The organism is Micromonospora sp. CMU55-4 (genome assembly GCF_011602315.1).
Lineage (GTDB): Bacteria > Actinomycetota > Actinomycetes > Mycobacteriales > Micromonosporaceae > Micromonospora > Micromonospora chalcea.
Window position 1 is genome coordinate 81,785 of record NZ_JAAOLH010000006.1, and the last position, 26,123, is coordinate 107,907.

General features: G+C 71.4%; 39 protein-coding genes and 1 pseudogene. 15 read left to right on the forward strand and 25 right to left on the reverse strand.

All coding sequences use genetic code 11. The annotated features are described in order from the left end of the window. The first annotated feature begins 113 nt into the window (after positions 1–113). From HA073_RS12895 to HA073_RS12905, 3 genes are read left to right on the forward strand one after another with little or no spacing between them, the layout of a single operon-like run. A complete protein-coding gene (locus tag HA073_RS12895; RefSeq protein WP_240925723.1) occupies positions 114–890 on the forward strand; it encodes a hypothetical protein in 777 nt (258 codons plus the stop codon). Between the two features lie 19 nt (positions 891–909). Further along, a complete protein-coding gene (locus HA073_RS12900; protein ID WP_309228013.1) occupies positions 910–1,674 on the forward strand; it encodes a class I SAM-dependent methyltransferase in 765 nt (254 codons plus the stop codon). A 57-nt stretch (positions 1,675–1,731) separates the two neighbouring features. Then, positions 1,732–2,229: a YcxB family protein gene (locus HA073_RS12905; RefSeq protein WP_043324678.1), complete on the forward strand. Its 498-nt coding sequence runs from the start codon at positions 1,732–1,734 to the stop codon at positions 2,227–2,229. Between the two features lie 84 nt (positions 2,230–2,313). On the opposite strand, the gene HA073_RS12910 is transcribed toward HA073_RS12905, so the two are convergent. Beyond that, the gene (locus HA073_RS12910) at positions 2,314–3,717 is read right to left on the reverse strand and encodes an alpha/beta hydrolase (protein WP_166456471.1); all 1,404 of its coding nucleotides are present in this window, start codon (positions 3,715–3,717) and stop codon (positions 2,314–2,316) included. A gap of 164 nt (positions 3,718–3,881) precedes the next feature. On the opposite strand from HA073_RS12910, the gene HA073_RS12915 reads away from it, so the two are divergent. The 3 genes from HA073_RS12915 to HA073_RS12925 are packed head-to-tail and all read left to right on the forward strand — an operon-like array spanning position 3,882 to position 4,862. After that, on the forward strand, positions 3,882–4,076 hold the full coding sequence (locus HA073_RS12915; protein ID WP_043324680.1) for a DNA-binding protein: 195 nt from the start codon (positions 3,882–3,884) through the stop codon (positions 4,074–4,076). A gap of 13 nt (positions 4,077–4,089) precedes the next feature. Continuing rightward, complete coding sequence (locus tag HA073_RS12920) at positions 4,090–4,470, forward strand: VOC family protein (protein WP_166456472.1); 381 nt, start codon at positions 4,090–4,092, stop codon at positions 4,468–4,470. Continuing rightward, on the forward strand, positions 4,467–4,862 hold the full coding sequence (locus HA073_RS12925; RefSeq protein ID WP_043324682.1) for a hypothetical protein: 396 nt from the start codon (positions 4,467–4,469) through the stop codon (positions 4,860–4,862). Before HA073_RS12920 ends, HA073_RS12925 begins: the two co-directional genes overlap by 4 nt. A 4-nt stretch (positions 4,863–4,866) precedes the next feature. Here HA073_RS12925 and HA073_RS12930 read toward each other — a convergent pair whose 3' ends face one another. The 3 genes from HA073_RS12930 to HA073_RS12940 form a co-directional block, all read right to left on the reverse strand. Then, on the reverse strand, positions 4,867–5,265 hold the full coding sequence (locus HA073_RS12930; protein WP_166456473.1) for a VOC family protein: 399 nt from the start codon (positions 5,263–5,265) through the stop codon (positions 4,867–4,869). A gap of 9 nt (positions 5,266–5,274) precedes the next feature. Further along, positions 5,275–6,063: an alpha/beta hydrolase gene (locus tag HA073_RS12935; protein ID WP_166456474.1), complete on the reverse strand. Its 789-nt coding sequence runs from the start codon at positions 6,061–6,063 to the stop codon at positions 5,275–5,277. A 191-nt stretch (positions 6,064–6,254) separates the two neighbouring features. Continuing rightward, entirely contained in the window at positions 6,255–6,791 is a 537-nt protein-coding gene (locus HA073_RS12940; protein WP_187692440.1) for a TetR/AcrR family transcriptional regulator, read from the reverse strand. A 67-nt stretch (positions 6,792–6,858) separates the two neighbouring features. On the opposite strand from HA073_RS12940, the gene HA073_RS12945 reads away from it, so the two are divergent. After that, complete coding sequence (locus HA073_RS12945) at positions 6,859–7,263, forward strand: nuclear transport factor 2 family protein (RefSeq protein ID WP_166456475.1); 405 nt, start codon at positions 6,859–6,861, stop codon at positions 7,261–7,263. 20 nt (positions 7,264–7,283) lie between these two features. Here the strand turns inward: HA073_RS12945 and HA073_RS12950 are convergent, their stop codons facing one another. The 4 genes from HA073_RS12950 to HA073_RS12965 form a co-directional block, all read right to left on the reverse strand. Continuing rightward, complete coding sequence (locus HA073_RS12950; RefSeq protein ID WP_104114197.1) at positions 7,284–7,742, reverse strand: hypothetical protein; 459 nt, start codon at positions 7,740–7,742, stop codon at positions 7,284–7,286. Between the two features lie 80 nt (positions 7,743–7,822). Beyond that, a complete protein-coding gene (locus tag HA073_RS12955; RefSeq protein WP_069090174.1) occupies positions 7,823–8,191 on the reverse strand; it encodes a YciI family protein in 369 nt (122 codons plus the stop codon). A gap of 111 nt (positions 8,192–8,302) precedes the next feature. Beyond that, on the reverse strand, positions 8,303–9,001 hold the full coding sequence (locus HA073_RS12960) for a class I SAM-dependent methyltransferase (RefSeq protein ID WP_043324689.1): 699 nt from the start codon (positions 8,999–9,001) through the stop codon (positions 8,303–8,305). Further along, complete coding sequence (locus HA073_RS12965; RefSeq protein ID WP_166456476.1) at positions 8,998–9,855, reverse strand: PhzF family phenazine biosynthesis protein; 858 nt, start codon at positions 9,853–9,855, stop codon at positions 8,998–9,000. Before HA073_RS12965 ends, HA073_RS12960 begins: the two co-directional genes overlap by 4 nt. A gap of 72 nt (positions 9,856–9,927) precedes the next feature. Between HA073_RS12965 and HA073_RS12970 the strand changes: the two genes are divergently transcribed. Then, positions 9,928–10,395, forward strand: a complete 468-nt coding sequence (locus HA073_RS12970; protein WP_166456477.1) for an SAM-dependent methyltransferase — start codon at positions 9,928–9,930, stop codon at positions 10,393–10,395. Positions 10,396–10,410: 15 nt separating this feature from the next. Here HA073_RS12970 and HA073_RS12975 read toward each other — a convergent pair whose 3' ends face one another. Further along, on the reverse strand, positions 10,411–11,208 hold the full coding sequence (locus tag HA073_RS12975) for an SDR family NAD(P)-dependent oxidoreductase (RefSeq protein WP_309228014.1): 798 nt from the start codon (positions 11,206–11,208) through the stop codon (positions 10,411–10,413). A 14-nt stretch (positions 11,209–11,222) separates the two neighbouring features. Between HA073_RS12975 and HA073_RS12980 the strand changes: the two genes are divergently transcribed. Beyond that, positions 11,223–11,690, forward strand: coding sequence for a helix-turn-helix domain-containing protein (locus tag HA073_RS12980; RefSeq protein WP_281606259.1), 468 nt, complete (start codon positions 11,223–11,225; stop codon positions 11,688–11,690). A gap of 44 nt (positions 11,691–11,734) precedes the next feature. Further along, the gene (locus HA073_RS12985) at positions 11,735–12,232 is read left to right on the forward strand and encodes a DinB family protein (protein WP_166456478.1); all 498 of its coding nucleotides are present in this window, start codon (positions 11,735–11,737) and stop codon (positions 12,230–12,232) included. A gap of 9 nt (positions 12,233–12,241) precedes the next feature. On the opposite strand, the gene HA073_RS12990 is transcribed toward HA073_RS12985, so the two are convergent. Next, positions 12,242–12,607: an MmcQ/YjbR family DNA-binding protein gene (locus HA073_RS12990; protein WP_176722920.1), complete on the reverse strand. Its 366-nt coding sequence runs from the start codon at positions 12,605–12,607 to the stop codon at positions 12,242–12,244. A 150-nt stretch (positions 12,608–12,757) separates the two neighbouring features. Between HA073_RS12990 and HA073_RS12995 the strand changes: the two genes are divergently transcribed. Next, complete coding sequence (locus HA073_RS12995; RefSeq protein ID WP_166456479.1) at positions 12,758–13,351, forward strand: hypothetical protein; 594 nt, start codon at positions 12,758–12,760, stop codon at positions 13,349–13,351. Positions 13,352–13,354: 3 nt separating this feature from the next. Here the strand turns inward: HA073_RS12995 and HA073_RS13000 are convergent, their stop codons facing one another. The 4 genes from HA073_RS13000 to HA073_RS13015 all read right to left on the reverse strand — a co-directional run bounded on the left by HA073_RS13000 (position 13,355) and on the right by HA073_RS13015 (position 16,085). Next, positions 13,355–13,840, reverse strand: coding sequence for a hypothetical protein (locus tag HA073_RS13000; RefSeq protein ID WP_309228015.1), 486 nt, complete (start codon positions 13,838–13,840; stop codon positions 13,355–13,357). A 103-nt stretch (positions 13,841–13,943) separates the two neighbouring features. Beyond that, positions 13,944–14,528 (reverse strand): SDR family NAD(P)-dependent oxidoreductase, encoded by a 585-nt coding sequence (locus tag HA073_RS13005; protein WP_069090169.1) that lies wholly within the window; start codon positions 14,526–14,528, stop codon positions 13,944–13,946. Between the two features lie 66 nt (positions 14,529–14,594). Next, entirely contained in the window at positions 14,595–15,176 is a 582-nt protein-coding gene (locus tag HA073_RS13010; protein ID WP_166456480.1) for a dihydrofolate reductase family protein, read from the reverse strand. Positions 15,177–15,245: 69 nt separating this feature from the next. Beyond that, the gene (locus HA073_RS13015) at positions 15,246–16,085 is read right to left on the reverse strand and encodes a helix-turn-helix domain-containing protein (RefSeq protein ID WP_166456481.1); all 840 of its coding nucleotides are present in this window, start codon (positions 16,083–16,085) and stop codon (positions 15,246–15,248) included. Positions 16,086–16,196: 111 nt separating this feature from the next. On the opposite strand from HA073_RS13015, the gene HA073_RS13020 reads away from it, so the two are divergent. After that, entirely contained in the window at positions 16,197–16,538 is a 342-nt protein-coding gene (locus HA073_RS13020) for a nuclear transport factor 2 family protein (protein ID WP_166456482.1), read from the forward strand. A gap of 79 nt (positions 16,539–16,617) precedes the next feature. After that, a complete protein-coding gene (locus tag HA073_RS13025; RefSeq protein ID WP_166456483.1) occupies positions 16,618–17,277 on the forward strand; it encodes a Type 1 glutamine amidotransferase-like domain-containing protein in 660 nt (219 codons plus the stop codon). On the opposite strand, the gene HA073_RS13030 is transcribed toward HA073_RS13025, so the two are convergent. From HA073_RS13030 to HA073_RS13040, 3 genes are read right to left on the reverse strand one after another with little or no spacing between them, the layout of a single operon-like run. Next, on the reverse strand, positions 17,278–18,201 hold the full coding sequence (locus HA073_RS13030) for an AEC family transporter (protein WP_166456484.1): 924 nt from the start codon (positions 18,199–18,201) through the stop codon (positions 17,278–17,280). It abuts the gene before it with no gap. Between the two features lie 41 nt (positions 18,202–18,242). After that, positions 18,243–18,698, reverse strand: a complete 456-nt coding sequence (locus HA073_RS13035) for a hypothetical protein (protein WP_309228016.1) — start codon at positions 18,696–18,698, stop codon at positions 18,243–18,245. Beyond that, positions 18,688–18,906, reverse strand: a complete 219-nt coding sequence (locus HA073_RS13040) for a hypothetical protein (protein ID WP_166456485.1) — start codon at positions 18,904–18,906, stop codon at positions 18,688–18,690. The genes HA073_RS13035 and HA073_RS13040 overlap by 11 nt, the downstream gene beginning before the upstream one ends. A 1,028-nt stretch (positions 18,907–19,934) precedes the next feature. Here HA073_RS13040 and HA073_RS13045 point away from each other — a divergent pair. Then, positions 19,935–20,354, forward strand: a complete 420-nt coding sequence (locus HA073_RS13045; RefSeq protein WP_146074850.1) for a hypothetical protein — start codon at positions 19,935–19,937, stop codon at positions 20,352–20,354. Positions 20,355–20,486: 132 nt separating this feature from the next. Here the strand turns inward: HA073_RS13045 and HA073_RS13050 are convergent, their stop codons facing one another. The 3 genes from HA073_RS13050 to HA073_RS13060 form a co-directional block, all read right to left on the reverse strand. After that, positions 20,487–21,236, reverse strand: a complete 750-nt coding sequence (locus HA073_RS13050) for a maleylpyruvate isomerase family mycothiol-dependent enzyme (protein ID WP_166456486.1) — start codon at positions 21,234–21,236, stop codon at positions 20,487–20,489. 113 nt (positions 21,237–21,349) lie between these two features. Further along, positions 21,350–21,832 (reverse strand): N-acetyltransferase, encoded by a 483-nt coding sequence (locus tag HA073_RS13055; protein ID WP_166456487.1) that lies wholly within the window; start codon positions 21,830–21,832, stop codon positions 21,350–21,352. A 43-nt stretch (positions 21,833–21,875) separates the two neighbouring features. Next, positions 21,876–22,502, reverse strand: coding sequence for a VOC family protein (locus HA073_RS13060; protein WP_166456488.1), 627 nt, complete (start codon positions 22,500–22,502; stop codon positions 21,876–21,878). A 212-nt stretch (positions 22,503–22,714) separates the two neighbouring features. Between HA073_RS13060 and HA073_RS13065 the strand changes: the two genes are divergently transcribed. Next, a complete protein-coding gene (locus HA073_RS13065) occupies positions 22,715–23,299 on the forward strand; it encodes a GIY-YIG nuclease family protein (protein ID WP_064446237.1) in 585 nt (194 codons plus the stop codon). Positions 23,300–23,301: 2 nt separating this feature from the next. On the opposite strand, the gene pyrE is transcribed toward HA073_RS13065, so the two are convergent. From pyrE to HA073_RS13085, 5 genes and pseudogenes are all read right to left on the reverse strand, one after another. Then, a complete protein-coding gene (gene pyrE / locus HA073_RS13070) occupies positions 23,302–23,826 on the reverse strand; it encodes an orotate phosphoribosyltransferase (RefSeq protein ID WP_064446238.1) in 525 nt (174 codons plus the stop codon). Positions 23,827–23,845: 19 nt separating this feature from the next. After that, entirely contained in the window at positions 23,846–24,019 is a 174-nt protein-coding gene (locus HA073_RS13075; protein WP_166456489.1) for a hypothetical protein, read from the reverse strand. Then, on the reverse strand, positions 24,016–24,234 hold the full coding sequence (locus tag HA073_RS13080; RefSeq protein ID WP_013477111.1) for a hypothetical protein: 219 nt from the start codon (positions 24,232–24,234) through the stop codon (positions 24,016–24,018). Before HA073_RS13080 ends, HA073_RS13075 begins: the two co-directional genes overlap by 4 nt. Continuing rightward, positions 24,231–24,611 (reverse strand): annotated as a pseudogene (locus tag HA073_RS31125) (hypothetical protein); the annotation flags it as partial. The gene HA073_RS13080 and the pseudogene HA073_RS31125, both read right to left, overlap by 4 nt. 281 nt (positions 24,612–24,892) lie before the next feature. Then, positions 24,893–26,083, reverse strand: coding sequence for a helix-turn-helix domain-containing protein (locus HA073_RS13085; protein WP_166456490.1), 1,191 nt, complete (start codon positions 26,081–26,083; stop codon positions 24,893–24,895). Positions 26,084–26,123: the final 40 nt, after the last annotated feature.

Consider the following 26,123-nt stretch of genomic DNA (forward strand, 5'->3'; position numbering starts at 1 on the left):
GATGCTCTACCTCCGGCGGTGGTCGGGTGAGCACGACGCTAGGACCTCAACCACGCTTCAGATCAAGCCGCGAGGGACATCGCGTTCCGGTCGGGCCGGGCATGATGAGGCGCATGCGGGTAGCGATGGCGACCGACGCGGGACATCCCGGCCGTACCAATGAGGATTTCGCCGGCGCCGTCCCCTGCGGCCTGGTCCTGGTCGACGGCGCCGGCGGCATCGCGGGCGCGGACGAGGTCTGCCGTCACGGCATCGCCTGGTACGCGACGCGGCTCGGCGGTGCGCTGCTCGGCGCGCTGGCGCAGGAGCGGAGCCTGCGCGACGTGCTGGCCGAGGGCATCGAGCGGGTCACCGACCAGCACCGCGACACCTGCGACGTCGCCCACCCGATCAGCCCGTTCGCCGCGGTGGCGATGCTGCGGTTCTCCGGCGGGACCGTCGAGCACCTGGTCCTCGGTGACGCGGTCGCGCTGGTCGGCCGGGCGGCCGGTGATCCCGTCGTCGCCCACGATCCGCGTGAGGTGGTGATCGCCCGCGCCTTCGAGGAGCGGCTGAAGGACGTGCCGGAGGGCGGCGACGAGTACCGGCGGCTGCTGATGGAGCTGCGGTCCCGCCGCAACAGCCCCGGCGGCTTCTGGGTCGCCAAGGACGATCCGGCGGTGGTGGCCGAGGCGGTCACCGGCGAGTGCCCGGCCCACGACGTGACCGGCGCGGCGCTGCTCAGCAACGGCGCGAGCCGTCTCGTGGACACGTTCGGCCTGACCGACTGGCCGGGGCTGTTGCGCCTGCTGGAGACCGCCGGCCCGGCCGAGGTCATCGCCCGGGTTCGGGCGGCGGAGGCAACCGGGGGCGTCGCCACCGACGACGCGACGATCATCTGCCGCGCCTGACCGGCACGACAATCCGGCTGTGCTCGTGTTGACTGCGGCGATGGACCGTCAACGGCTCAGCAGCATCGCGCACTCGCACCACCCGATCGCGGCGCCGCTCTCCGGCGTCAACGTCAACCGGCTGCTGCGCCGGGCCGGTCGCCGGCCGGCGGCCCGGATCCTCGACCTGGGCTGCGGCGAGGCCGCGTGGGCGTTGCAGGCCCTCGCCCATTATCCGGACGGGCACGCCGACGGCGTGGACCTCAACCCGTACGCGCTGGAACGCGCCACGGAGGCCGCCGCCGTGCGCGGCCTCGCCGACCGGCTCACGCTGCACGAGCGCGACGCCCGGTCGTACGTGCCGGACGGCGACTACGACCTGGTGCTCTGCGTCGGGTCGACGCACGCGTTCGGCGGGTTCGGCGAGACGCTGGAACTGGCCGGCCGGCACGTGAACGCCGACGGCGTCCTGATGGTGGGTGAGGGGTTCTGGCAGGTGCCGCCGACGCCGCAGGCGCTGGCGGCGCTGGGCGCGAAACCCGACGACCACACCGACCTCGCCGGTCTGGTCGCGGCCGCCGAGCAGGCCGGCTGGACCCCGGTGTACGCGCACGTCAGCGACGCCGCCGAGTGGGACGACTACGAGTGGTCGTGGACCGGTTCGCTGACCGAGTGGGCACTGGACAACCCGGGTCACCCGGATGCCGCCGGCGCGCTCGCCACCGCCCGGGAGCACCGGGACCAGTGGCTGCGCGGATACCGCGGCGTGCTGGGGTTCGTGACGCTGGTGCTGCGCCGGATCTGACCGGCTACCGGCGCGGGTCCGGCCCGGGACAGGCGGGCGGGGCACTATCGTTCGGGCGTGCAGATCCGTTTCGCCGTACCGGCCGACCCCGCCTATCCGGCCCGCGTGGCCGCCGCGCTCGCCGCCGCCCGGCTGCGCCGCTTCGGCTACATCGGCGCGGCCCTCGCCGCGATCGGGGTGATCGGCTGGATCGCCTCGCAGGCGTCGGAGCGGGGTGGCCGTTTCGCGTCGCTGTGGACCGCGTTGATCGTGGCTGGCGTGCTGTCGATGCTGTACGCGCCGTGGGTGCGGTGGCGGGCCCGACGCCGCTCCGGCGGCTACGCGGTCGAGGGCGGCTACGACATCGACGACCGCAACATCATGATGCGCAGCGGTTCGGAGTCCGGCGGCATCGCCTGGGACGGCGTCGAGCGGGTCACCGAGACCCCGGATTTCTGGATCGTGTACGTGGGACGGATGCCGGCCACGGTGATCCCCCGGTGGCTGATGTCCGCCGAGGACGCCGGGACGCTGCGCGCCTTCATGGCCGGACGCGGACTGCTCGGCGACCGTTGACGAGGTTCTGATCGGCTGTACGTGTTGCGTCGCCGGCCTGTCCGGCGGTCGCGTCAACCTGCCGCACCGGCGGTCCAGCAGCGGTCAGCTCGCCGGGCATCGTGTGCCCGGGGCGGGCACGGTCAGGTCGACGAGGTACCGGTCCACCACCGCGGTCGTGCAGTCGGTGCGCTGGTAGGTGCCGTGGCCCCAGCCCTCGTAGGTGACCAGGCGTCCGTGCCGGCCGAGTTGCCGGGCGACGTTCACGGCCCAGGCGTAGCCGGTCCGGGGATCGTGCCGGGCGTTGAGCAGCAGCAGCGGCGTGCGGGTGCGCACGTTCAGCTCGTGCGGCGGGTTGCGGACCGGGGACGGCCAGCCCAGGCACGTCTGCACGGCCAGCAGGCCGGCGCCGTACCGGACGTCCGGGGCGACGGCCCGGGCGTCCCGGACCACGCCGGCGTACGCGGCGTAGTCGCGTACCTGCGCCGGCCAGTCCGCGCAGAACGCCGCGACGGAGACCGGGAGATTCACTTCCGGTGGCGGCGTACCGGCGGCCATGTCCCGCACGATCACCGCGAGTTGCGGCCAACGCGGACCGGCGAGCAGGCCGAGCGCCACAGCGGTGACGTCGAAGGCGGTACGGGGGGCGTACTCGCCCCGGTCCGCGCGGGCCAGCGCCTGCGCCCAGACCGCCCGCACGTCGCGTGCGTGGAGCACGCACTCCGGCGACCTGTCGCACCAGGACACGAACTCGTCGAACGAGTCCTGCAACGCGGCGGCCTGCGTCCGCACGAAGGAGCGCACGTCGAGGCTGTGGTCGAACACGCCCTCCAGCACGACAGCCCGCACGCGGCCGGGGTACCGCTCGGCGTACTGCTGGCCCAGCAGCGTGCCGTACGAGCTGCCGTGGAAGGACATCTGCCGCTCTCCCAGCGCCCGCCGCAACGCGTCGAGGTCACGGACGGTGCTGAGCGTGTCGGCATGGTCGAACACCGGGCTGGTCGGACGGCACCTGCGCCACAGCGCCTGGTTGTAGGCCACCGCGGCGTCGAAGTCGGCCTGACCGGTCAGCGGGACGGCCGGCTTGCGCAGCGCCGGATCCGGGGCGCAGACCGACGCGGCGGTGCGGGCGACCGTACGTGGGTCGAAACTGACCAGATCGAACCGGTCCTGCAACTCGTCGCTGAACCGGTCGCCCTTGCGGATCCGTTCCACCCCCGAGTCGCCGGGGCCTCCCGGCCCGAACACCAGCGTGCCCACCCGCTCCGGCGTTCGCGCCAGCCGGCGTGCCACTGCGAGATCGAACGTCGGGCCGTTCGGCCGGGCCCAGTCCACCGGCACCCGCAGCCGGGCGCACCGCACGCGTTCATCCGGCGGGACGTCCGGCAGGTCGTCGGCGCACTCGCTCCACACGAGCCGCTGCGGCGGAAGCCCGGCGCGCGCCGCGCCGGGCAGTCCCGCCAGGACGGTGAGCGCGGCCAGAGCGACGGCCACGGTACGTCGGAACACGGCACCTCCCGGTGTCTTGGATGCCTGTCGATTCTTCAGCGGCGTCCCACCCGAGTCCCATACGGAAACGCCCCGATATGCCCGTCGGGTCTTTCCCCCATTCCGTCCCTGACGGGCCGAAGGACGGGCAGGCGAGCCGTACCGTGGCGGTCTAGCATCGGGCGATGACGTCGTCCCTGGACCGCCTGCCGAAGATCAGCGCGCCGGCCACCCGGGCGCTGACCGCGGCCGGCTACACCACGCTGCGCCGGCTTGCCGGTGTGCCGCGCACGGAGCTGGCCCGCCTGCACGGCATGGGGCCGAAGGCGCTGGGCGCCATCGAGGCCGCCCTCGCCGAACACGACCTGCGGCTGAGCTGACGAGGCGATCGCGATGCCGCTCGGCAGACTCCACCACCTGATCGTCGACTGCCCGGATCCGATGACCGAGGCCCGCTTCTGGAGCGCGGTCCTGGGCGACCCGATCACGTACGCGGACGACGACTTCGCCGTGGTGTCGGCCGGTACGGCGGCGTCCGGGCTGGCGTTCCAGCGCGTCGCCGACCTGGTTGCGCCGACGTGGCCGGATCCGGCGGTGCCGCAGCAGATGCACCTCGACGTGATGGTCGACGACCAGGAGGCGGTGGGTACGGCGGTGCTCGCGCTGGGCGCGCGGCGGCTGGCGGGCGACCACGTGTACGCCGACCCGGCCGGTCACCCGTTCTGTCTGATCCCGCGCCCGACCTGGGCGCCGCCGGTCGGCGGGCCCGCGTGACCGACGACCGACGCGTACGCCGGGTCCGCCCCTACCACTGGGGTGCCGTCTACCTCAGCGACGCCCTCTGCGAGACCGACTTCGACATCGACTTCCATGCCGGGGACGCGCCGGTGTTCGCCACGACTCACCACGTCGCGGTCGTGGTCGCCTCCGCCGCCGTGGCGGACGAGGGAGAGGCAGATGTCACCCTCGACATCCGGGTGACGTCGCAGCGCGTCACGGGGCACCCGTACGAGGTGACACTGGACGTCCCGTCCGGGCGGCTCTACGTCGGCGACGCCGACGACAACGACGAGATCGAGTTGGCGCCGGGCCGCTGGCTGCTGCAGTTCGCCGTGGACGACGCGACGGAGGCCCGGCACGTCGAGCTGGTGGTGTCACCGCTCTGACCGGTCACGGCCTCTCCTGGTAGGAGATGAACTCCAGCAGGCTTCCGTCCGGGTCGCGGAAGTAGACACTCGTCCCGGCGCCACCGGCGCCGACCCGCCGGACCGGTCCGGTCTCCACCTCGACGTCGTGCCGCCGCAGGTGCGCCACCGCCTCCTCGATCAGCCCGGCCCAGACGAAACAGATGTCGCTGTTGCCCGGACGGACGGGAATCCGGGCCACGTTGCCGCCGAGGTCGAGACCCGGCCCGTGCACGCTCAACCGGTGGGGGCCGATCCGGAAGTCGACGCGGTCGCCGCCGACGCCGATCACCTCGGCGCCGACGACGTCGCGATAGAAGTCGGTGGCGGCCCGCCAGTCGGACACGGCGATGACGACGTGGTCCAGTCCGGTCACGTGCGCCATGCGATCACCCTACGGACCGGACGGCGTCCCCTCCCCCGGATCCGCCGAGACCGCCACCGGCGGGCCCGCCTTCAGGTGCCGGGCGAAGAACTGGTTCGCGGCGTCCCCCTCGAACCACGGCACGCCGGTGTGCCCGCCCATGTTGGCGTGCAGCGTCTTCTCCGACGAGCCGAAGGCGTCGAACAGGTCCAGCGCCATCCGCCGGTCGTTGCCCTCGTCGTCCCACTGCAACAGGACGTGCAGCGGAATGGTGACCCGCCGGGCCTCCTCGATGATGGCGCGCGGCACGAAGCTTCCGGCGAACAGGAGCGCGGCCACGATGCGCGGTTCGACCACCGCCAGCCGTACGCCGATCGAGATCACCCCGCCGGCGTACCCGACCGGGCCGCCGACCTCGGGCAGCGCGAGGAGTGCGTCCAGCGCGGCCCGGCACTCCGGTACCGCCTCCTCCACCAGCGGCAGGACGAGCCGGTCGACCACCTCGTCGGCGACCCGCTCGCCGGCTGCCAGTGCCCGGCGCAGATCGGCGCGGGCCTGCTCGGCGGCGGCGGACGCGGGCCGGTCGCCACCGCCGGGCAGTTCGATGGTGGCGGCGGCGAAGCCCTGTTCGACGCAGCCCTGCGCCCGGGCCGCCAGGCGGGGATACATCCGGCGCAGTCCGCCGGGGTGGCCGAGCAGGATCAGCGGGGCCGGCGCCGACGTGGAGGCGGGCGTCCACAGGATGCCCGGGATCTCGCCGAGGGTGAACTCGCGTTCGCGGACGCCGTCGGCGAGGCGCTGTTCGGAGGTGAAGCGCATGGTCGTGCCTTTCGGGAGTGCGACGGCGCTCCCGGACGACCTATCGCCCGGCCGTGACCCCCGAGGGGAGCACCCATGTCGATACTGCGGTCACGGGTACCACCTCCCTCGTTCTCCGGCACGGCCACCGGCAAGGTAACAGCGCTCGCCGGGCGGGGCCAACCGGTTTATCGCGGTGTGATCCCGGACCGTCAGCCGCGCTCGAAGCCGGCGAAGACGACCGCCAGCGTCCGGGCTTGCAGGTGCTCGTCCCATCCGCCGTGCAGCGCGCCCTGGCACATGCCGGTGAGCAGCGCCATCACCTCGGGTAGCCGTACCGAGTCGGCGACGGTTCCGTCGGCCTGGGCCTGTTGCAGCAGCCTGCCCATCGCCTCCTCCAGGTGACCTACCGCATCCGGGAGCCGGATGTCCACGCCGGATCCGGCGAGCAGTTCGACTGCCGTCTTCTTCGCGGCGGCCTGGGCCACCGTGTGTCTGAAGAAACCGAAGAGGTCGTGTCGTCCCGCCTCCTCGGTGAGCTGTGCGAGCAGTCGCTTCATGAGCGCGGCGAGCAGGTCCTCCTTGGTGGGGAAATGACGGAAGACCGTGCCGATGGCAACGCCGGCCCGGCGGGCCACCTCCTCGGTGGAGGCGCGGGCGCCGAACTCGGCGAAGACCGCCTCGGCGGCGTCCAGGATGCGTGCCCGGTTGCGTTGCGCGTCGGCGCGCAGGGGCGGACCCTCTACCAAAGTGAGTCTCCACTCATTATTCTCGGAGCCACAAGTCGAGTCATGACTCATTATCGCGGAGGCCGACGTGACACCACAGCAGATCTTCGAGAGCATGCGCGCCAGGTGGCTGGCGAACCTGCCCACCTTCGAGGCCGATTCGCTGGCCGACGACGTGGTGATCGAGACGCCCTTCGCCGCGCCCGGCCACCCGACCCGCACCGAGGGGAAGCAGTCCGTTCTCGAGTACACGCGAGCGGGCCGGGCGTCGTTCCCGGTGCGGTTCGACGACTGCCGCGGCGTGGTCGTACACGAGACCGCCGATCCCGAGGTGATCGTGGTCGAGTACGAGCTCGTCGGCACGCACACGGTGACCGGGGTGACCGCGTCCGCGCCGTTCATCGGGGTGTTGCGGACCCGGGACGGCAAGCTGGCCCACTGGCGCGAATATCAGCACACACTCGCCATCGCCGGGGCCGCCGGCCCGGCATGAGCCGGCATCAGCGCCGCGGCTCAGGTGGTCGGTGTCGGCGACGGGGCGAACGGCCACGGCTGCGGCCCGAACAGCGCCGTGCACGCGGACAGGAGCCCGCGCTGCGCCTCGGCCATACGGGCGTCGACCGGGCCGGTGTCCTCGTTCGGGTCGTTGCGGACGAACATGTCCCCGGATTCCTTCGCCGCCACCGCCAGCCGTTCGCCGGCGTCCCGGACGCCCGGGTCGGCCGCCTTGCGGGCACGCATGGCGATCGGCGAGTTCGAGGTGAAGCGGACGTCCTGCTGCTCGACCACCCGGGCCACCATGTTGCACGCACCGGCCGCGACCTTGTCCGCGGGCGCGGTCGAGCCGGCCTGAGGAGCGGCCGAGGCCGACGCGGACGACGACGGGGTGGCGGACGTCGACGGCGTGGGTTCCGCGGGCGCACACGCGGAGACGACGAACAGCAGGGAGAGCGCGGCGAGTTCACGTTTCACCGCACGAGGCTAGCGATCATGGTAGGCATGGCCTCCGTCCGGGTGCCCCGCCCACCGTCGCCGCGTCGACATCGGACCGGTCAGCGGCCCGCCGCGCGGAGCATCGCCTCCGTCTCGGGGTCGGGCATGACCTCCCGGACCTCCTGGGCGCAGCGGCACGAGACGGCGATCTTGGCGGCCCACTTCAGCGCCTCGTCGCGTGAGGCCACGTCGAGGACCACGAACCCGCCGATGACCTCCTTGGTCTCCGGGAACGGCCCGTCGGTGACCACCCCGTCCGTGCCCACGATGCTCGCCTGCTGACGTTCGAGCCCGGTGCCGTACACGAACACGCCAGCGTTCACGGCCTCCTGGATGACCGCGTGCGCGTCCTTGCCCACCTGGGGGATCTCCTCCGCGGGGATGTGGTCCATCGCGCCGTCGTTGAACGAGATCAGGTACCGCGGCATGCCATGACTCCCTTGTCCGGGCGGCCGGTCCGGCCGCCTCTCACCCGTCCTACGAACGAGCCGACCCGGATCCGACGTTATACGCCGCTCGACGTTATGCGCCGCTCGGATTCAGTGCGCTTCGAGAACGAAGAAGATGAAGCAGAGGAAGGCCGTACGGCCGTCGAGTTCCGGGGGCAGCAGCTCGCGCGGCGTGTCGGGCGAGAACGGCGGTTCGCTGATCACCGAGAGCCGGAAACCCGCGTCGGTGAACGCCGCCGTCATCGCGTGCAGCGGCCGGTGCCAGTAGGTGAGCGTGGCGCGCTGCCCGTCGAAGTCGTACTCCTCTGACCAGCTCGCGACGGCGAAGTAGTCGGCGTCCGGGAACGCCACCTCGTACCCGATCGGATGGTTCACCGACACCAGGAGCCGGCCGCCGGGACGCAGCACACGGCGCAGCTCGGCCAACGGCGCGGTCCAGTCCTCCAAGTAGTGCAGCACCAGCGACACGATCACGTCGTCGAACGCGCCGTCGGCGAGCGGCAGCGGCGCGCCCAGGTCGGCCACCAGCAGCGTCGCGTCCCCGCCGAGCCGCTCGCGGGCCAGCTCGACCATCGCCGGGCTGCCGTCGAAGCCGGTCACGACGGCCCCGCGCGCGGCGAGCGCCTCGGACAGCGGGGCGGTGCCACAGCCCGCGTCGAGGATCCGCCGGCCCCGCACGTCCCCGGCGAGTTCCAGCATCGCGGGCCGCTCGTAGTAGGCGTTGAACAGGCTGGACTCGTTCTCCGCGGCGTACCGCTCGGCGAAGCCGTCGTAGTGGTCCGGCCTCACCGGGCCGCCTCAGCGGGTGGAATGGGCACGGCGGTGCCGGTCACCGCGATCCCCGCGCCGTCCCCTGCGGGGATGCCGACGGTGAGCAGGCTCGGGCGGCCCATGTCCTCGCCCTGCCGCACGGTGACCGTGGCGGGCGGCCGCACCAGGCCCATCTCGCGCAGGTAACCGCCGAACGCGGCGGCCGCCGCGCCGGTCGCCGCGTCCTCGACCACGCCGCCGGGCGGGAACGGATTGCGCGCGTGGAACACCAGCGGGGACTCGCGGTGCACCAGGTCGATCGTGGTCCAGTCCCGCTCGGCCATGAGCGCGCTCAGCGCCGCCATGTCGTAGTCCAGGTCCGCCAGGCGCCGCCGGGTCGCGGCGGCCACGATCGGATGCCAGGCCCCGGCGTACGCGACACGCGGCGGCAGCGTCGCGTCGAGATCGTCCGGCGACCAGCGCAACGCGGCGAGCAGCGCCGCGAGGTCGCCCGCGGCAAGGGGTACGGTGCGCGGTGCGACGCTGGTGAGCGTGGCGGTGGTGGTGCCGTCGGCCTGCGCGCTCGTGGCGACCTCGACCAGTCCGGCGCGGGTGTCCAGGTGCAGCGCGCCGGGGCCGTGCCGCTCGGCGAACGCGACCGCGGACGCGATGGTCGCGTGGCCGCAGAACGGCACCTCCGCCTTCGGGCTGAAGTAGCGCACCGTGAACCGCCCGCCCTCGCCGGGCAGGAGGAACGCCGTCTCGGAGTAGCCGACCTGCGCCGCCACCTGCTGCATCTCCGCGTCATCCACCCCGGTGGCGTCGAGCACGACACCGGCCGGGTTGCCGCCGGCCGGGTCGGCGGTGAACGCCGCGTATCGGAGAACGTCCATGATCATGAGCCTAGCGCCGGTGGTCCGGCTCGTGGGCCCCCGTGACGAGCCACGCGGAACTACTCTCCGGGCATGCCCAGCTTCGAGATCACCCCCATCGGCACGGTCCGCAACGACCGGACGGACATCCAGCACAGCGACAACTGGGGCGCCGTCCGCAGCACGATCGTCGTCGACGAGCGCTTCGGCGAGGCGTGCCTGCAGGGCCTGGAGGAGTTCTCGCACGTGGAGGTCGTGTTCGTCTTCGACCGGTTCCCGGACGGCGGCGACCACCGCGAGCCCCGTCCCTACCGGGGCCGGGCCGACCTGCCGCCGATGGGCGTGTTCGCCGGCCGTGGTCCCCGTCGGCCGAACCGGATCGGCGTGACGTGCTGCCGCATCGAGTCGGTCCACGGCCGGGAACTGACGGTGGTGGGCCTCGACGCGGTGTCCGGCACGCCGGTCATCGACCTGAAGCCGGTGCTGGTGGAGTTCGTCCCCACGGACGTCCGGCAGCCGGAGTGGGTCAGCAGCATGATGTCCGACTACTTCCGGCCGTAGCGTCGGCGCGGCGCCTCACCGCAGCAGCCTCTCCGTGAGGTCCATCAACCGCTCGGCGTCATGAGGGTCGAGGGTCGGGAAACCGGGCGGAAGTTGCTTCCCCCGGTCGACGGCGGTCACCGGCGCGGTCGGCGGCGCGTCCAGGAACCGGTGAATCGGCGCCACCGCGTCCGCGACGGACCGGGCGGCGACCGCCGCCGCCACCGCGAGCAGCCCCCGTACCACGAGCGGGAGCGCGCTACGGTCACCGCTCCTGGTGAACCCGGGATGGTAGAGCACGTATCGGGCGCGGCTGCCGGACCGCTGGGCGAAGCCCACGCCGAGCAGGTCGTTGGCCCGCCCGGCCTGCAACTGGGCGGCGACGGCCGAGTAGCCCTCCCTCATCTGCGGATCGGCCCAGCGCACCTCGCCTCTCGTGACCCCGACACCGGCGACGTTCACGATCACCGGCCGGGTCGCCCGGTCCAGGGCCGGCCGCAGACCGAAACTGAGCAGGTAGCGGCTGACGTAGTAGAGCGCGAACGTACGCTCCAGTCCCTCCACCGTCTCGATGCGACGCGGCGTCACCGCATTGGCGAACAGCGTCAACGCGTCCACGACCTGGTGCTCGCCGAGGATGTGCTCGATGACCTGCCGCGTCTCGGCCGTGCTGGACAGGTCGACCGGAAGGAAGGCGATCAGGCCGCCGGCCATCGCTTCGCCACGTGCACGGTTGCGGCCGAGCACCAGGACGCGGTCGCCACGTTCGGCCCGCCCCAGGGCGAACGCACGCCCCATTCCGTTCGTGCCGCCACTGACCACCACGACGCCCACGTCGCCCCCTTATCGTGTGCTCATCGACCTGCCCCATCCTGGGCAGCAGGCCGGCGGAGGCGAAAGAAGGCACTTTCATGTCCACAGGTGACACCGATGTGAGTGCCTCGCTGCTCGATCATCGGCTGCCGGTGCCGGTTCCGGCCGGCGAGTACGACCGCTGTCCGGTCACCGACCTGCTGCGGCGGGTGAGCGACAAGTGGACGCTGTTGCTGATCACCCTGCTCGGCCGGCATCCGCACCGGTTCAACGAGTTGCACCGCGCCGTGGAGGGCATCAGCCCGCGCATGCTCAGCCGGACACTGCGTGCGCTGGAAAGCGACGGCCTGGTCGAGCGTGAGGTGTTTCCGACGGTGCCGCCGGGCGTCGAGTACCGGCTGACGCCACTCGGTGTCAGCCTTCTGGAGCCGCTTTCCGCGCTGGCCGACTGGGCGGTCGCTCACCACGCCGAGATCGTCGCGGTTCGTCAGCGACCCGCCTGATACACCCCGCGCTCATCCGGCCGCCGATCTGGAATGCTGCGTCCATGCCGTCCTTCCCGCCCACCTTCTCCGCCGAAGTCGTCGCGCAGCCGATCCAGGCCCAGTTCGAGGCGTTTCTCGACGAACACCGCGACGCGCTCGACCGCTGCCTGGACGGACTGACCGAGGAACAGGCGCGCCGATCGTTGGTGGCCTCCCGCACCACGCTGCTGGGTCTGGTGAAGCACGCCACCTTCGTCGAGAAGGTCTGGTTCGACGAAGCCGTCACGGGTCGGTCTCGCGCCGAGATCGGCATCCCGGAGCGGTCGGAGGACTCGTTCCTCCTCGACGACGGCGACACGATCGCCGGGGTCCGGCAGGCCTACCGCGACGCCCGGGACGCGTCACGCCGGGCGACCTCCACGCGAGGTCTGGACGACATGCTCACCGGGCACCGACGGGGGCCGCTTCCGCTGCGCTGGGTGTATCTCCACGTCCTGCGCGAGCTCGCCCAGCACTGCGGGCACGCGGACATCCTCCGGGAGCAGATCCTCGACGGATAGCGTGCGGGGTCACGCGCCGGGTTCACCGGTGAGCGAGCCGGGGGCACGCATCCGCCACGCGTCGGTGACCAGTTCCGTCAGACGCTCGACGCCGACGCGCGCCAGCCGCAGCATGACCAGGGGCAACCCGTCGTACGCGGGGGTGGTGAAGAAGAGGTCGGGCTCGCCGAGGAGCAGGGCCTGTTTCTCCGCCTCGTCGCCCACGTACAGCACGGCGATGTCGGTGCGGATGCGCCGCGGCTTCCCGGGCGTACGTTCGGGATAGGACCAGACGAACCCCTTGCCGGCGACCCGGAAGTCGAAGCCGTCACTGTCGATCTCGACTACGTCGGGCAGCGACAACGCCACCCGACGCACGTCGTCCGCGTCAACCATGACGGTCACCCCGGGACCCCGCCTTCCGCACCGGCACAGCCTAGCCACCGCGCCGCCCCGCAGCAGTCAGGTCCGGGCTGCGGCGCCTTGCCGCCGGGTGCGATGGTCGTGGCGGACATCGAACCGTCTCGGCTGCGGGGGTGGAGCGACGTGAGTACCGACATCTGGGGTGGGGTGGAGATCCGGCCGCACGGTACGGGTTCGCCGTGGGAGCTGACCGACATCAGCCTGCGGGAGGTCTCCACCATTTACGACGCCTTCGGCCTGCTGTTCGGTGTGCGCAACTTCGCCGGGTTCGAGCCGGTCGCGCCCGGCCGTGGCCTGCCGGACGACGTCAGCGCGAACCTGCGCGCTCGCCACCTCACCGACCGCCATCACGACCCCACGTGGGTGTCGTGGGCGGAGGTGGCACGCATCGACTGGAACGCGCGATCCCCTCGGGTCGACGACCGGATCCACGTGTACGACCTGACCGCCGAAGGACCGCGCTACCGGAGCAAGGCCACCCGGCACGGGCGAGCCTGGCGCGAGGTAGCCGGCGAGCACGCGGATCACCGGGGCAGCAGTTACCCGGAGGGCACCGAATGGCGCTCGGGAAACGTGATGTGGCGGGTGGAGCGCCTGTCCAACAGCGATGTGCTGCATCGTGACCCGGCGCTGCGCGCGGTGCTGGAAGGCATGCGCGAGCTGGCCGAACGGCACGGCGAGCACAACGTACGACTGGTCGTGTGGTTCGACAGCTGACGCCTACCCGTACAGGCGCACGCGGTGGTCGACGTCGCGGTCCGGCTGCCCGAAGGATGCCACCGCGCCGTGTCCGACGTGCACCAGCCACTCCTCGTAGTACCAGCTCGGATCGCACCCGCAGCCGGTGAACCGGAAGTTGGCCCGGTAGCGGCCGACCTGCCCGGGGGCGAGCGTGAACAGCCGTGCCGACGCCGACGGGCGCGGAAACGCCGCCGACCCGGGCAGCCGGTCCACGACGATGCACGCCTGGTCACGCCCGAGCCAGAGCCCGGCCTCGCGGGCCAGCGCGACGCCTCCGGCGCGTACCCCGTCCCGGTGCTCGTAGCCGGCTGCCCGGTCGGCTAGCACGTCGTGGACGACCACCTCGCCCTCCGGCAGTGCCCGGGGCAGCGGCATCGCCCGGACCAGTCCACGGCGGGCGTTCGCCGCGGGCGCGCCGCGAGCGTCGGCGGTCCACCGGACGCGGACCCGCTGGATGAGGATCACCGCCCAGGTGTACCCGCGCTGCCCGGCGCGCGCCAGCGGAAAAGGGAGAACTCTCCCCCGCCGCAGCCGTCCTTCCGGTCATCACCCTGGCCGTTCCCGATGGTCAGATGGTGAATCCGCCGTCGACGTTCACAGTCGCGCCGGTGACGTAACGCCCGTCCGGGCCGGCGAGGAACGCCACCGCGGCGGCCACGTCGGCCGGCTGCGCGTAGTGGCCGAGGGCGGTGAACCCGTTGATCGTGTCCGCGTTCGGGCCGTCGGCCGGGTTCAGCTCGGTGTCCGTGGCGCCGGGGTTCACCAGGTTCACGGTGATCGCTCGACCGCCGAGTTCGCGCCCGAGCGCCTTGGTCAGACCGATCAGGGCGGTCTTGCTCATCGCGTAGAGCGAGAAGCCCGGGAAGACCGCCCGCTCGGCCGTGTTGCTGCCGATGTTGACGATCCGCCCGCCCGCCGACATGTGGCGCACCGCGGCCTGCGAGGCGACGAACGGTGCCCGGACGTTCACCGCGACTGTCTGCTCGAACTCGTCGAGACTCAGCTGCTCCAGTTGCCCGAGCAGGAACGCGCCCGCGTTGTTGACCAGGATGTCCAACCGGCCCAGTTCCCCGGCCGCCCGGTCCACCGCCGCGCCGATGCCACGGCCACCACCGGTGACGAGAGCTACCTTGCCGTCGAGTGCGTTGTTCACGGGAGGAAGCCTGGTCGACGTCGGGCCGTCTGTCCGGCGGGGATCGGACGCCGCGTTCGCGCTCGGTCAGCGGCGCACCCGGTACCGCAGGTGAAGCACCCGCTCGCCCGGGAGCACGACGTCCGGATCCTCCAGCAGGTGCTGCGCGTCGACCGACCCGAAGAAGCGCTTGCCGGACCCGAACACGACGGGTACGACGTCCATGCGTACCTCGTCGACCAGGCCCGCGGCGAGCGCCTGGCCGCCGACGTCACCGGCGGCGACCTCGACGATGCGGTCCCCCGCAAGTTCCTGCGCCTTGGCCACTGCTGCCTCGACGCCGTCGACGAAATGGAACGGCGCGCCGGGGTTCCAACCCTCGGGCGGCGGCCGGTGCGTCACGACGACCACGTGGGCGATGCCGCTCGGCGGCGTCCCGTCCCAGCCGTCGGTCAGGTCGAACACGTGCCGCCCGACGACAGTCACCCCGATCTGATCCCAGTACGGCCGGACGTAGTCGTGGGACGTCTGCGACACCCGCAACGCGCCGCTGTCGTCCAGCGGAACGTCACCGCTCGTCAGCCAGTCGAACAGCGGCCCGGGCTGGTCGTTGTCGTCCGCGACGAAGCCGTCCACCGACACCGAGCTGTACAGGACCACAGTGCCCACGCCGGTTCTCCTCTTCCTTGGGTGGCCCCCCCAAGTTAGCGGGGCGTGAGCCGCCGTTCTTGTAGGAAATCAATCGGCCGGCAGTGACCAGCCGTCGATCACGTGGCCGGGGTGTTCGCGCAGGAACCGCCGCCGGACCTCGACGTACCGGGTGGGTGTGAGGCCGGTGAAGGCCCGGAACTCGTGGCCTAAGTGGGCCTGGTCGAAGTAGCCCGCGTCGCTTGCCAGCTCGCCCCAGTCGACCGGCCGGGTGGGGTCGATCGCGAACACGGCGGCGGCGAAGCGGTAGGTGCGGGCCAGCCGCTTCGGTGTGACGCCGACGAGTTCCTTGAACCGCTGCGTCAGATGGGTGCTGCTCACGCCGGCTGCCGTCCTCAGGTCGCCGATCGGCACCGCGCCGCTGGTCGCCGCGATGACGCCGCTCGTGTGCCGGACCAGCCCCAGCCCGGTGGTCTCGGACAGCCGTCGCCTCAGCTCCTCCTCCAGCAGCGCCAGCATCTTGTGCGGCCCGTCGGCCGTGGCCAGCCGGTCGCGCAGGTCGGCGACGGCGGGCCGGCCCCAGACCTGCTCCAGCGTCACCGGCCGGTCGCGCAGCTCGGCCGCGGGCACCGGCAGGAACGGCGCCAGGCCCCACGGCTTGACGTGTACGCCGACGGACCGGGTCGGGCGCGGGTAGCCGAACTCGAACGCGCGGGTGGGCGTGGTGATCACGCAGCCGTCGGCGTACCCGGTGGTCTCGATGTCGGTGCCGCCGCGGACGCGGAACGGCGCGCCGAGGTTGACGATGAGCAGCGCCGCCGGCATCGGCGGCAGCGTCAGCCGGGGGTACGGGGGCGCGCCCTCCAGGTAGTAGAGGTCGTCGATCAGCTCGTCCAGCGGCGGTCGCGGCACTCTGGACACGTACTCCACGCCCACAGCATCGCGGACGCCCCGCCGTCGTCACCGACGCCCCGCCGGGGCCGATTCTGCTGACCGCGAATAGGTCGTCACGATGCCTTGCCCACCGGCCATGCTGGCTCGATGGACTCGCCGCTGCTCACGGACCTCTACGCGGCCTTCAACAGGCGTGACATCCCCACGCTGCTGGCCGCCATGACGCCGGACGTCTCGTGGCCCAACGGCTGGGAGGGAGGCGTCCTCAGCGGCCGGGACCAGGTGAGTGCCTACTGGCGGCGGCAGTGGGACCAGCTCGAACCCGTCGTCACACCGATGGCGTTCCGCACGGAGCCGGACGGCCGGATCGCCGTCACCGTTCATCAGGTGGTGCACGACAAAGCCGGAACGAAGCTCGCCGACCACACCGTCACACACGTCTACCGCCTCGACGACGGCCTGGTCGCGGCGATGGAGATCCGCGAGTGACGCGACGTGCGGCGATGAGTTTCGATACGGCGCCCGGTCTGTACTCCCGTGCACCCAACCGCTGCCACCGGAGGTAGGCGTGAAGCTTCTTCTCACATCCGCGGGCGTTCAGAACCCGAGCATTCACGATGCGCTGGTCGGCCTGCTGGGCAAGCCGGTCGCCGAGTCCAACGCGCTCTGCATCCCCACGGCCGCCTACCCGATGGGCGGGCCGGCCTCGGCCTGGCGCTTCATCACCGGCCAGACGCCGCTACCGATGACCGGCCTCGGTTGGAAGTCGCTGGGCGTCCTGGAGCTGACCGCGCTACCGAGCATCGGCCAGGAGCGGTGGGTCCCTTGGGTCCGCGAGACGGACGTCATCCTGGTGCACGGCGGCGACGCGACGTACCTGTGCCACTGGATGCGGCAGTCCGGGCTGGCGGACCTGCTGCCGTCGCTGCCTGACACCGTCTGGGTGGGGTTGAGCGCGGGGAGCATGGTGCTGACCCCGCGTGTCGGGACGGACTTCGTCGAGTGGCAGTCCGCGCCTGACGACCGCACGCTGGGGATCGTCGACTTCTCGATCTTCCCGCACCTGGGCCTCGAACCGGACAACACCATGGCGAACGCCGAGAAGTGGGCGGCCGAGGTCGCCGGTCCGGCGTACGCGATAGACGACCAGACGGCGATCACAGTGGTCGACGGCACGGTCGAGGTCGTCTCCGAGGGGCAGTGGAGGCGGTTCCCCGCCGAGCGGTAGCTACCCGAGCAGCGCCGCCGCCGCAGCCAGCGTGGCCAGCGACAGCGTCGTGGTCACCACCACCGCCCGGTTGGCCACCGCCTCACCGACGCCGTACTCCTGCGCGAAGATGAACGTGTTCTGCGCCGTCGGCAGGCCCGCGCACACCACCACGGCGAGCAACTGCGGCGCGGACAGGTGCAGGGCCAGGCCGGCCGCGTACGCGATGACAGGTTGTGCGACAAGCTTGAGCGCGCTGATCGCGGCCAGCTCTCCGGGCCCGGTCGGTTCCGCCCGCGACGGCGCCGCGGGGTGCAGCGACGCGCCGAGCGCGACCAGGGCGGCGGGCGCCGCGGCGCCCGCAAGCAGCGTCAGCGAGGCGGCGGCCGCCGCCGGCAGACGCAGACCGGCCGCGGAGCACGCGACACCGAGCAGCGACGCCAGGATCACCGGATTGCGTACGGGCAGCGAGGCGACCCGGCGCACCCGGACCCGCCCGGCCGGGTCGCTGCGCCGGTCCAGCACGACCACGATCACGGGTGCCACCACCAGCACCTGCAGCAGCACCACCACCGCCAGGAACGACACGTCGCCGAGAACCTGCGTCGCGATCGGGATGCCGAGGTTCGCCGAGTTCACGTACCCGGCGGCCATGCCCCAGATCGGCCGCTCGCCGGGCTCACGACCGAACAGCCGGCTCGCGCCGGCCCACCCGAACCCGACCACGGCGACGGTGCTCACCCCGAAGGCGAGCAACGAGCGGCCCGCGAACCCGGACAGCGGCATCCGGGCCAGTGCCAGGAACAGGGCGGCCGGCATCGCGAGCTGGAACACGAACCGGCCGAGCACCGACGCCGCCGACTCGCCCAGCAGGCCCCAGCGACAGGACGCGTAACCGACAGCGGTGAGGATCCAGATCGGTACGAACGCCGACACCAGGCTCATGCGGGCGTCACCGGAGGGCGGGCGTTCGGTAAGCCACGCGGTCAGCCTCGCATCCCGTCCGGAACGAGCAAACGGGGTGCGGCACCGTAGAGGGCGACGAGGACGCGGTCCCGCAGGATCTCGTACTGCCTGCGGCACCGGACGGGTGGGCCCGGCGGGCGTTGCTGAACCTGACCGCCGACAACGACTTCCGACGGCTGGAACTGGTCGGCTGTCAGGTCCACCTCGCGGCCGTCGGCCAGCCGGTTCCAGTAGTGGTGGCCGACCTTGGTGTCTCCGGCGTGGACCTCGCCGAGGATCAGCTCTCCGCCGAGCAGGTCCTGAATGATCAGCGCGGTCACCCCGCACTGCCCACGGGCTGGGTTGCCGGCGTGCCAATCCTCCAGGTCGTGCGGATCGCAGGTGTCCGCTCCCCAGCCGGCACGCAGCACCGGCCGCAGCGTCTCCAGGTCGATCGCGAGCGGGACTGATCTTTGGTCGTGCTCCTCATACGTCACTCGGGAAGGGTCGGCCCTCGACCGGGTCGAGAGTCAAGAGATCCGACCCGTTCGACCCGGAAGGCGGCCTGATCACTTCGGACAGGTCGATGGCATCCGCGATGCCCTGGACGACCTTCAGCTCGCCTCGAAACAGCCGCTCACGCACGGATGCTGGCTGCTCGGTGAGCATGTCCGGCACACGTCCGTCGTTCGGTACGAACACCATCGTCCCGGAGTACTCACGGCAGCTCGATCATCACGCCGAGCCGACACAGCGCTCGTAAAGACGTCAGACGGTGCGTAGCAGCGGTACCTGTAGGAGTAGATCCACCGGCACATGCATCGGCGTTCCCAGCACGAGCCCCCCTTCCCCGGGCTGCCAAGCGGGCCGCCATACGGATCTGCCGCGAGTTGCGTGCCGTGGCCGGCCACTGCCGGACCCCCGGCATCACCGGCGTGCCTGGGATGCGAGCGCGATGGGCGGGGCACTCCTCGGCCAAGGCGCGGACCTGGTCGGCTTCCAACTCGAACGCTTCGCGGCTGCCGGTGAGCACCAACGTGTCGGCAGCAATGTCCCACCGCAGATGATCGCGGAACTCTCGATACCGGACTCGCCGGTGATCGGCGGTCAACCGCGCCGGCCACGCCTGAGCGGGTAGCACGACGGTGTGTGGCCAGCCGGTCCCCAACCGGGAACGGACCTGCTTCCACCGCGACGGCGGGAACGCGAGGCGGTGATGCAGCAACACCAGGTCGAGCGGGCGCCCCCAACTGTGATGGTGGGGACGTGTCGCGCGACGAAGGGGAAGATAGACCATCGTGTGCGGCGACCGGGCAGCCAGTCCCCACGCCAGAGCGGACAGCGTCGCTGTTTCCTTGTCGAGGCAGAACTGGGCTCCAAGAGGGCCCTCGTACAGACCGGCGAACCCCGGCGGTCGTGCCGGCCGCATGACCCGGTACCGATGGCGCCCGAGGTGAACGGTGCTGACCATCACCGGCCATTCGTGTCCGCCCAACCGTCGACCCACTCCAGCAACACCCTTCGACCCTCGTCGTATCGCTGTCCGGTGAGCATTGTCGCCAGGCCCGGCACGACACGGCGACAGAGTTACCTGACGGCGGGGAGCCCGGCTCAAGACCGAGGGTGTACTCGTGCCACCGACGTGCCGCACCAACCGTCCGAATACTTTCGCGCCCGAGCCGCCGGACGTAGACGGAAGCTGTTTCGAGGGTCAGCGCCAGTAGGGTCAGCGGGTGAGCAGATCGTCCGGACGTGCCGGGACCTTTCGCACGCTGTACCACGGGCAGGCCAAGGCCGACACCTCACGAGGTTACGGCCTGTTCCTGATTCGTCGATCGGGATCGTGGGCGCAGCACTGGGCATCGATCAATGCCGGACGGCAGCCCGTCCCACCGCCGCCGCCGGTAGACCTCGCGAAGGAGACGGTCGTCATTCTCTCGGTCGGGGACCGTCCTGTGCTCGGCTATGACGTCACGATCGAGGACGTGACAGTGCGAGAGACGACTCTGGTGGTGACCGGCGTCGAGAGGCGTCCCGTGGGCGACGTGACGCTGGACATGGCGTGTTCACCGGTGCACATCGTGGCGGCACGATTCGGACCCGAGGCCTTCGAGGACATGCTGCTGAACCTCCGTATCGTGCCTGCGGAGTGACGTGAGCCGGTGATGTGGGGGCTGTACCGCGCCGCCTGCCGCTTCCCCGCCTGTCTCACCCGTCCGGGTCTGTCGACGAGCGGATGGGACCACGGTGGGCGGCACCGGGCTGACCTCGCCGGGATGACGGCGTCACTTCCAGGTGATCGTGGCCTTTGCCCGCCAGAGATCCAAGACGGCCGCGTCCCCGCGTAGTTCGAGGCGCTCAGTCCCACTCCGGTTCCACAGCAGGAGGTAGAGCTCGGACGCAGGTCCCACGACGGTCAACTGGGCCGGCATCTCACCGGCTACCAGGCGGCGCCCGGCCGGCTCGATGGAGAGCGTCCATCCCGCGTCGATATCAGTCGGCACAAGAGCCATGCTGACGGGTGGATCGGCCACCAGAAGCCCACCGGGCCGCCCGAAGAAGCCATTGAGCAGTTCGTCGATGCCGTCAGCGGCGAAGGAGGGGGCCCAGGAGGGAACCGTTGAGACAGCCGACTCGGCATCGGCACGGTGTACCGCGGTTTCGTGAGCCTGGCGACGTGCCCAGAACGCCAACGGCGAGGGCGCGGGCAGAAACGTCCAGCATTCAACGCTCTCGTCGGCCGCTGCCAGCGTGTCCACGAGTGCGCGGTGGCCCTCCCGAAACCAGTCCAGCAGCTCGTCGTCCTCGACTGCGGCGAAGAACTCCGCCTCTTCGCGAGTGGAGTAAGGCTGACGGCGCCCCGTGATGACGTGGCCCGTGGCCCAGCGATGGACACCACTGACATGGCGCAGCAGATCACGGACCTGCCAGCCAGGGCAGGTCGGCACGGGTGCGTCCAGACCCGCCCGGTCCGCCGCCTCTGCCAGTCGGGCGCCTTCCTCATCCAGCGCGGCAATGTGCTCGGCGATACGCATGACGGGAGCTTCCCACGCACCACCGACCCTCTACCAGGCGGAAAGGGCCGGCGCACCCTCGTACTCCGCAAGCAGCTCCCGCCGCCGCGTCGCGCAAGGCCACGGCGCGACGTCTAGGCCCTGTCTCCCGGATCTTGGAGGGTGGGGTCGAAGGTGAGGTTGAGTAGTTCCAGGCCGGTGACGGGCTTGAAGCCGATCTCGGTGTAGAGCGCCAGGGCGGGGATGTTGTCGGTCTCGGTTTGGAGCGACACGCGATGCGCGCCGGCGGCAAGGGCGTTGCGGATGACGTGCTGGAGCAGGGCCTTCGCGATGCCGCTACGGCGATGGTGCGGGGCCACGTAGAGGTCGCGGATCGACCACGAGGTGCCCAGCCTGAGCGATGCCGGCGTGACCGTGACCGTGATGAAGCCGCGGACGTGATCAGCTCGGATGGCGGCAGCGGCGGAGATCCGGTGTTGTGCGATCTGGTCCTGCAGCCAGGAGCGGGTTGTCTCCGGGGCCGACGGTTGGCCGTAGTGCACCCGGTAGTCGTCGAACAGAGCAGCTACCTGATCGAACGCCGGATGGGCGGGGCTCATCGGCACGACCGTCGTCATGCCGTCAGTGTGGCCGATGGTCCAGCCTTCGAGAGGGCCACCACTATCGGCCGACCCAGGTGGCGACGCACGCTTCATTGCCCTCGATGTCCGCCAAGACCCACCACTTCGGTGCGTGCGCATCGGAGACCAGCCGGCCACCCGCAGCCAACGCGGCGGCGATTCGGGCCTCGGCCTGATCATGTGGGACGGCGACATCGAGGTGCATGCGGTTGCGTTGTGGGCGCCCGGCGTCCATCGGCTGCAGCCCGAAGCCCGGACCCCGACGCGCCGGGTCGGCCAGATAGTCGTCGTCGATCTGGCGGTAACCCAGCAGCGCCCGCCAGAACGGCAGCACGTCCGCGCCGACCAGCGCGTCGAGAGTGACGTTGACGAGCTGCACGGCGGTCGGGTCGGCGGGGATGTCCAGATCCCTGGCGGCAGCCGAGATCCGCCGGGCCAGCGCGACGTCGCGCGACAACAGGGACACCGTGACGCCGACATGACGCAGATCGACGTTGACGTACTGCTGCTCCGCGCCACCGGCGAGCCGGCCGATCTCATCGACGAACGCTATGCCCTTGGTTAGCGAGCCGGTGCGGAAATACGCCGAGACCACGTGGTAGAGGCAGCGCCAGTCCTCGACACCGTCGGCCGCGTGGAACTCCCCGGCCGTGATCTGCACCGTCATGCGGGCGAACCTAGCATCGGCTGCGTGACGCAGCGCACCGTCGCGCTCGCACGCACAGGCCGGCAGCGCACTCCTGTGCCGCAGATCGGGCGGGCGCTCGGTCCCTCGGCACCGCCAGCTGAGCAGGTCATGAAAGTCGCCTGCTGATCACCCTGCCGGTGTCCAGGTGCGGAGCGCATCCCCACCCGATCTCGACCGGTCGAGCGCCTAGGATGGTCCCGGTGACCTTCCCCGAACGGCGACCCGCCGACGTCCCGACCGACGAAGAGCGGGTCGACGAGGCCCTGCGGTTGCTGACCGGCCCGCCGGTCGCGCTCGACGTCGCCGTCAAGCGGCTCGCCCGTGGTGGCGGCGTCTACGCCTGGTGGGCTGCTCCTTCGGTCCTCCCCGACCTCCCCGGACCGCCGAACGACACCGATCCGTCATGGCGGATGCTCTATCTGGGCCGGGCCACCAGCCTGCGGGGCCGGATCCTGCGCAACCATCTACGACGGTCGGGCAGCTCGACGCTGCGCCGCACGTTGGCCGGTCTTCTCGTGTCCGAGGGCTTCCGGACCACTTGGACCGACCGCGTCGTCCTCATCCCCGAGGACGAGAAACGGCTGACCGCGTGGATGCACGAGCACCTGCGCCTGACCTGGGCGGAGGATGCCGAGCCAACGGTCATCGAGGCCGAACTCGTCCGGCGTCTGCACCCGCCGCTCAACGTCCACGGCGTCGACCCCGAGCACATCCAGGCCGCAGTGGTCGCCGCCAAGAACTCGTACAACGCCAGCAGCGGCCCGGAGCAGCCCTAGCTTCACGCCGTCAGCGATGCCTCCAGATCACGACGGGTGAGGGCGGCGCGGAGGTGCAGCCCCTCGGCCGCCAGGTTCTCCCGGCCACCCTGCTCGCGGTCGATGGCGCAGACCACCGTCTCGACCTGGGCACCGACGGACCGTAGTTGTCCGCACGAGGTCAGGAGCGCGCCTCCGGTGGTCACGACGTCCTCGACCACCACGACCCGCAGACCGCTCACGCGACCGCCCTCGGCCAGTTTCGCGGTCCCGTACTCCTTGGCCTGCTTGCGCACGAAGACCGTGGGCAGCCCGGTCAGCTGCGACATCACCGTGGCGATCGGGATGCCGCCCATCTCCATCCCGGCCAACACGTCGCACTCCGGAAGCAGAGCCACCATCGCCTCGGCGACCTCGCGCAGCAGCTCCGGCTTCCCCTCGAACAGGTACTTGTCGAAGTACTCGTCGCTGACCTGCCCAGATCGGAGATGGAACCGGCCGGTGAGGTGGCAGGTGTCGTAGACGCGGCGCGCGAGCGGGTGAGTCACCGGCCCAGTCTCGCACCCGTCAACCGATCCGGCGGATGCGTACCCTCGGACGCTCGTTGCGCAGGTGCCCCAGCTTGTGCTGGCGGACCTGCTCCTCCCACACCTCCTGGTCGTACTCCGGATCCGGCGCCGTCCACCGGTGCGACCCGTCGCTGTAGTGGAACTTCTCGTCGCCGGCCCGCAGCACGCTCACCGTAGCCACCCCAGGAACCGCCGGTGCAACGTCCCGGCCGGCGCCCAGCTCAGATCCGCCGTCGCCCGCACGAGCTGCGCCCCCAGGTACACCGCCAGCGACACCGGCGCGCCCTCGTACTCCGCAAGCAGCTCCCGCCGCCGCGTCGCGCACGGCCACGGCGCACCGCACCCGCCGCACGTCCAGACCGGCAGCACCGGCCCGTGGGTGCTCACCCGCGCACCCCCAGGAAGCGGGCGACGCTCGCGCGCGCCTGCCGGCTGGTCGCCCACGCGACCTGCCAGCAGGGGTACGGAGTCAGCCGCGCCCACCACAGCCGACAACCCACGCACATGCCGTCCAGACCCCGTACATGCACTGCCAGGATCGCCTGTTCCGCAGTCCTCACTGGTCCTCCTGCGGCGGCCAGTGACCGCGATTGATCGGTACGCGGTGGCGGTTCCGGCACGGCAGGTCCGCACCACAGCGGCACACCCACCGCCACTTCCGCCACGACCAGGCCGGGCGATGCCGGCGTACGAGCGTCGACGCGACCGCGAGGAGGTAGCCCTCGTACGGCAGGCGCGGCTTGGCGGGTGCGACGTCGGCATCCCGATGCGGCGCTTGCGCCGCTGCCGACTCACCGGGCGCTGTCTGCGCGTGATCCGATTCAGCCAGCCCGAGGACTCTCCGCTTCGCCGCCTCCCATTCGGCTTCCTGCGTCTCCTGGCCCGTGGGGCGCCAACGGTTCCGACCGCCCATCACCACCTCCGTCCGCTCCGGCGCGACGGATCGCCTCACAAGGGAGTGCGGCGTCGCGCCCGGCAGGATGAGGCGTTTCCTCACCCGAAAACGGACACTAGGGCCGCATGGTGATGGAGAAATTACCGCTGGTTATGCCGCCAGGCTGATGCCCAGACGCCCGGCCAGCAGACGCAGCTCGTTCGGCACGGCCCGCCGCTTGGCCCGCTGCGCCATCGCGACGACCGCGTCCTGAGCGAGCGGGTTGAGCGAGAACGGCACCGGCGCTGCCTGCTCCGCACGCACGAACGCCGCGATCGCCTCGTTGTCCCGGCGACCGGAATCGGCCAGTGCCCGCCCGAGGTCGAGCCAGTACGACATCTGCCGGATCGACGCCGCCAGCACCTGCGGCCGTACCGTGCGGGACAGCTCGATCACCCGGCCGGGCTCGCCGGACTCGGCCGCGATGGACATCTCCCACAGCGTCACGTTCGTCGGCCCGAACCCGCAGCCGTTGAACCCCATCCCGTCAGCCGGGTCACCCAGGGTCGCCGCTTCCCGGGCGGCCTCGGCCAGATGGTCGCGGGCGGCGTCGAGACGCCCGCTGACTGTCGAGGCCAGCGCCGCGGAAAGGTGCAACTGGCCGAGCATCTGCCGGACCCGTTCGTCGGACGCAGCGGACTGAAGCTCCGCGAGGGACCGGTCAGCCGCCCGCGCGGCCAGTGGGGCCGACTCGATCGGCAGGCTCTGCGCGTACGCGAAACGGGTCGCGCCCAGCCACGCTGCCTCCTCCACGTCCTCGGCCGCCGTCACCGCCACCCGTGCCGCGTTCAACGCCAGGTGGCGGTACCCGAGGTGCCGCAGGCAGGCCGACGCCTGGTACGCCACCTGCGCCAGCGCGGGGCCGCCCGCCGCGGCCGCCTCCAGCAGCAGGCCGGGCAACATCTGGGCCATGGCCGGGAAGTTCGAGCGGTGGCGAAGCTGCTCACTGCGCGCGATGCCCGCCGCCAGTTCTTCCCGGCTGCGCGTCGACGGCCGCCGCTCACCGTCCTCGATCTCGATCAGCGCCGACCAGATCGCCGGCACGCACTCCGCCGCGCGCTCGCGTGCCGGGTCACCCGTCTCGGTGCCCTGACCGAGCAGATCCGCGACCGTGACCTGCAACGCGGCGGCGACAGCGACAAGGGTGGAACGCCTGTCGATCGTCTTACGGCCGGACTCGACCTGGGAGATGTAGGACTGGCTGACTCCGGCGAGCCCGGCGAGGACGGCCTGGCTCATCCCGCCACGACGCATCCGCCAGTAGCGAATCCGGGCACCGATCGTGTCGGCCTTGCTGGCCATGTCTCGCCTGCCTCCCAGGACGAGGGCTGGGACTTCGGCA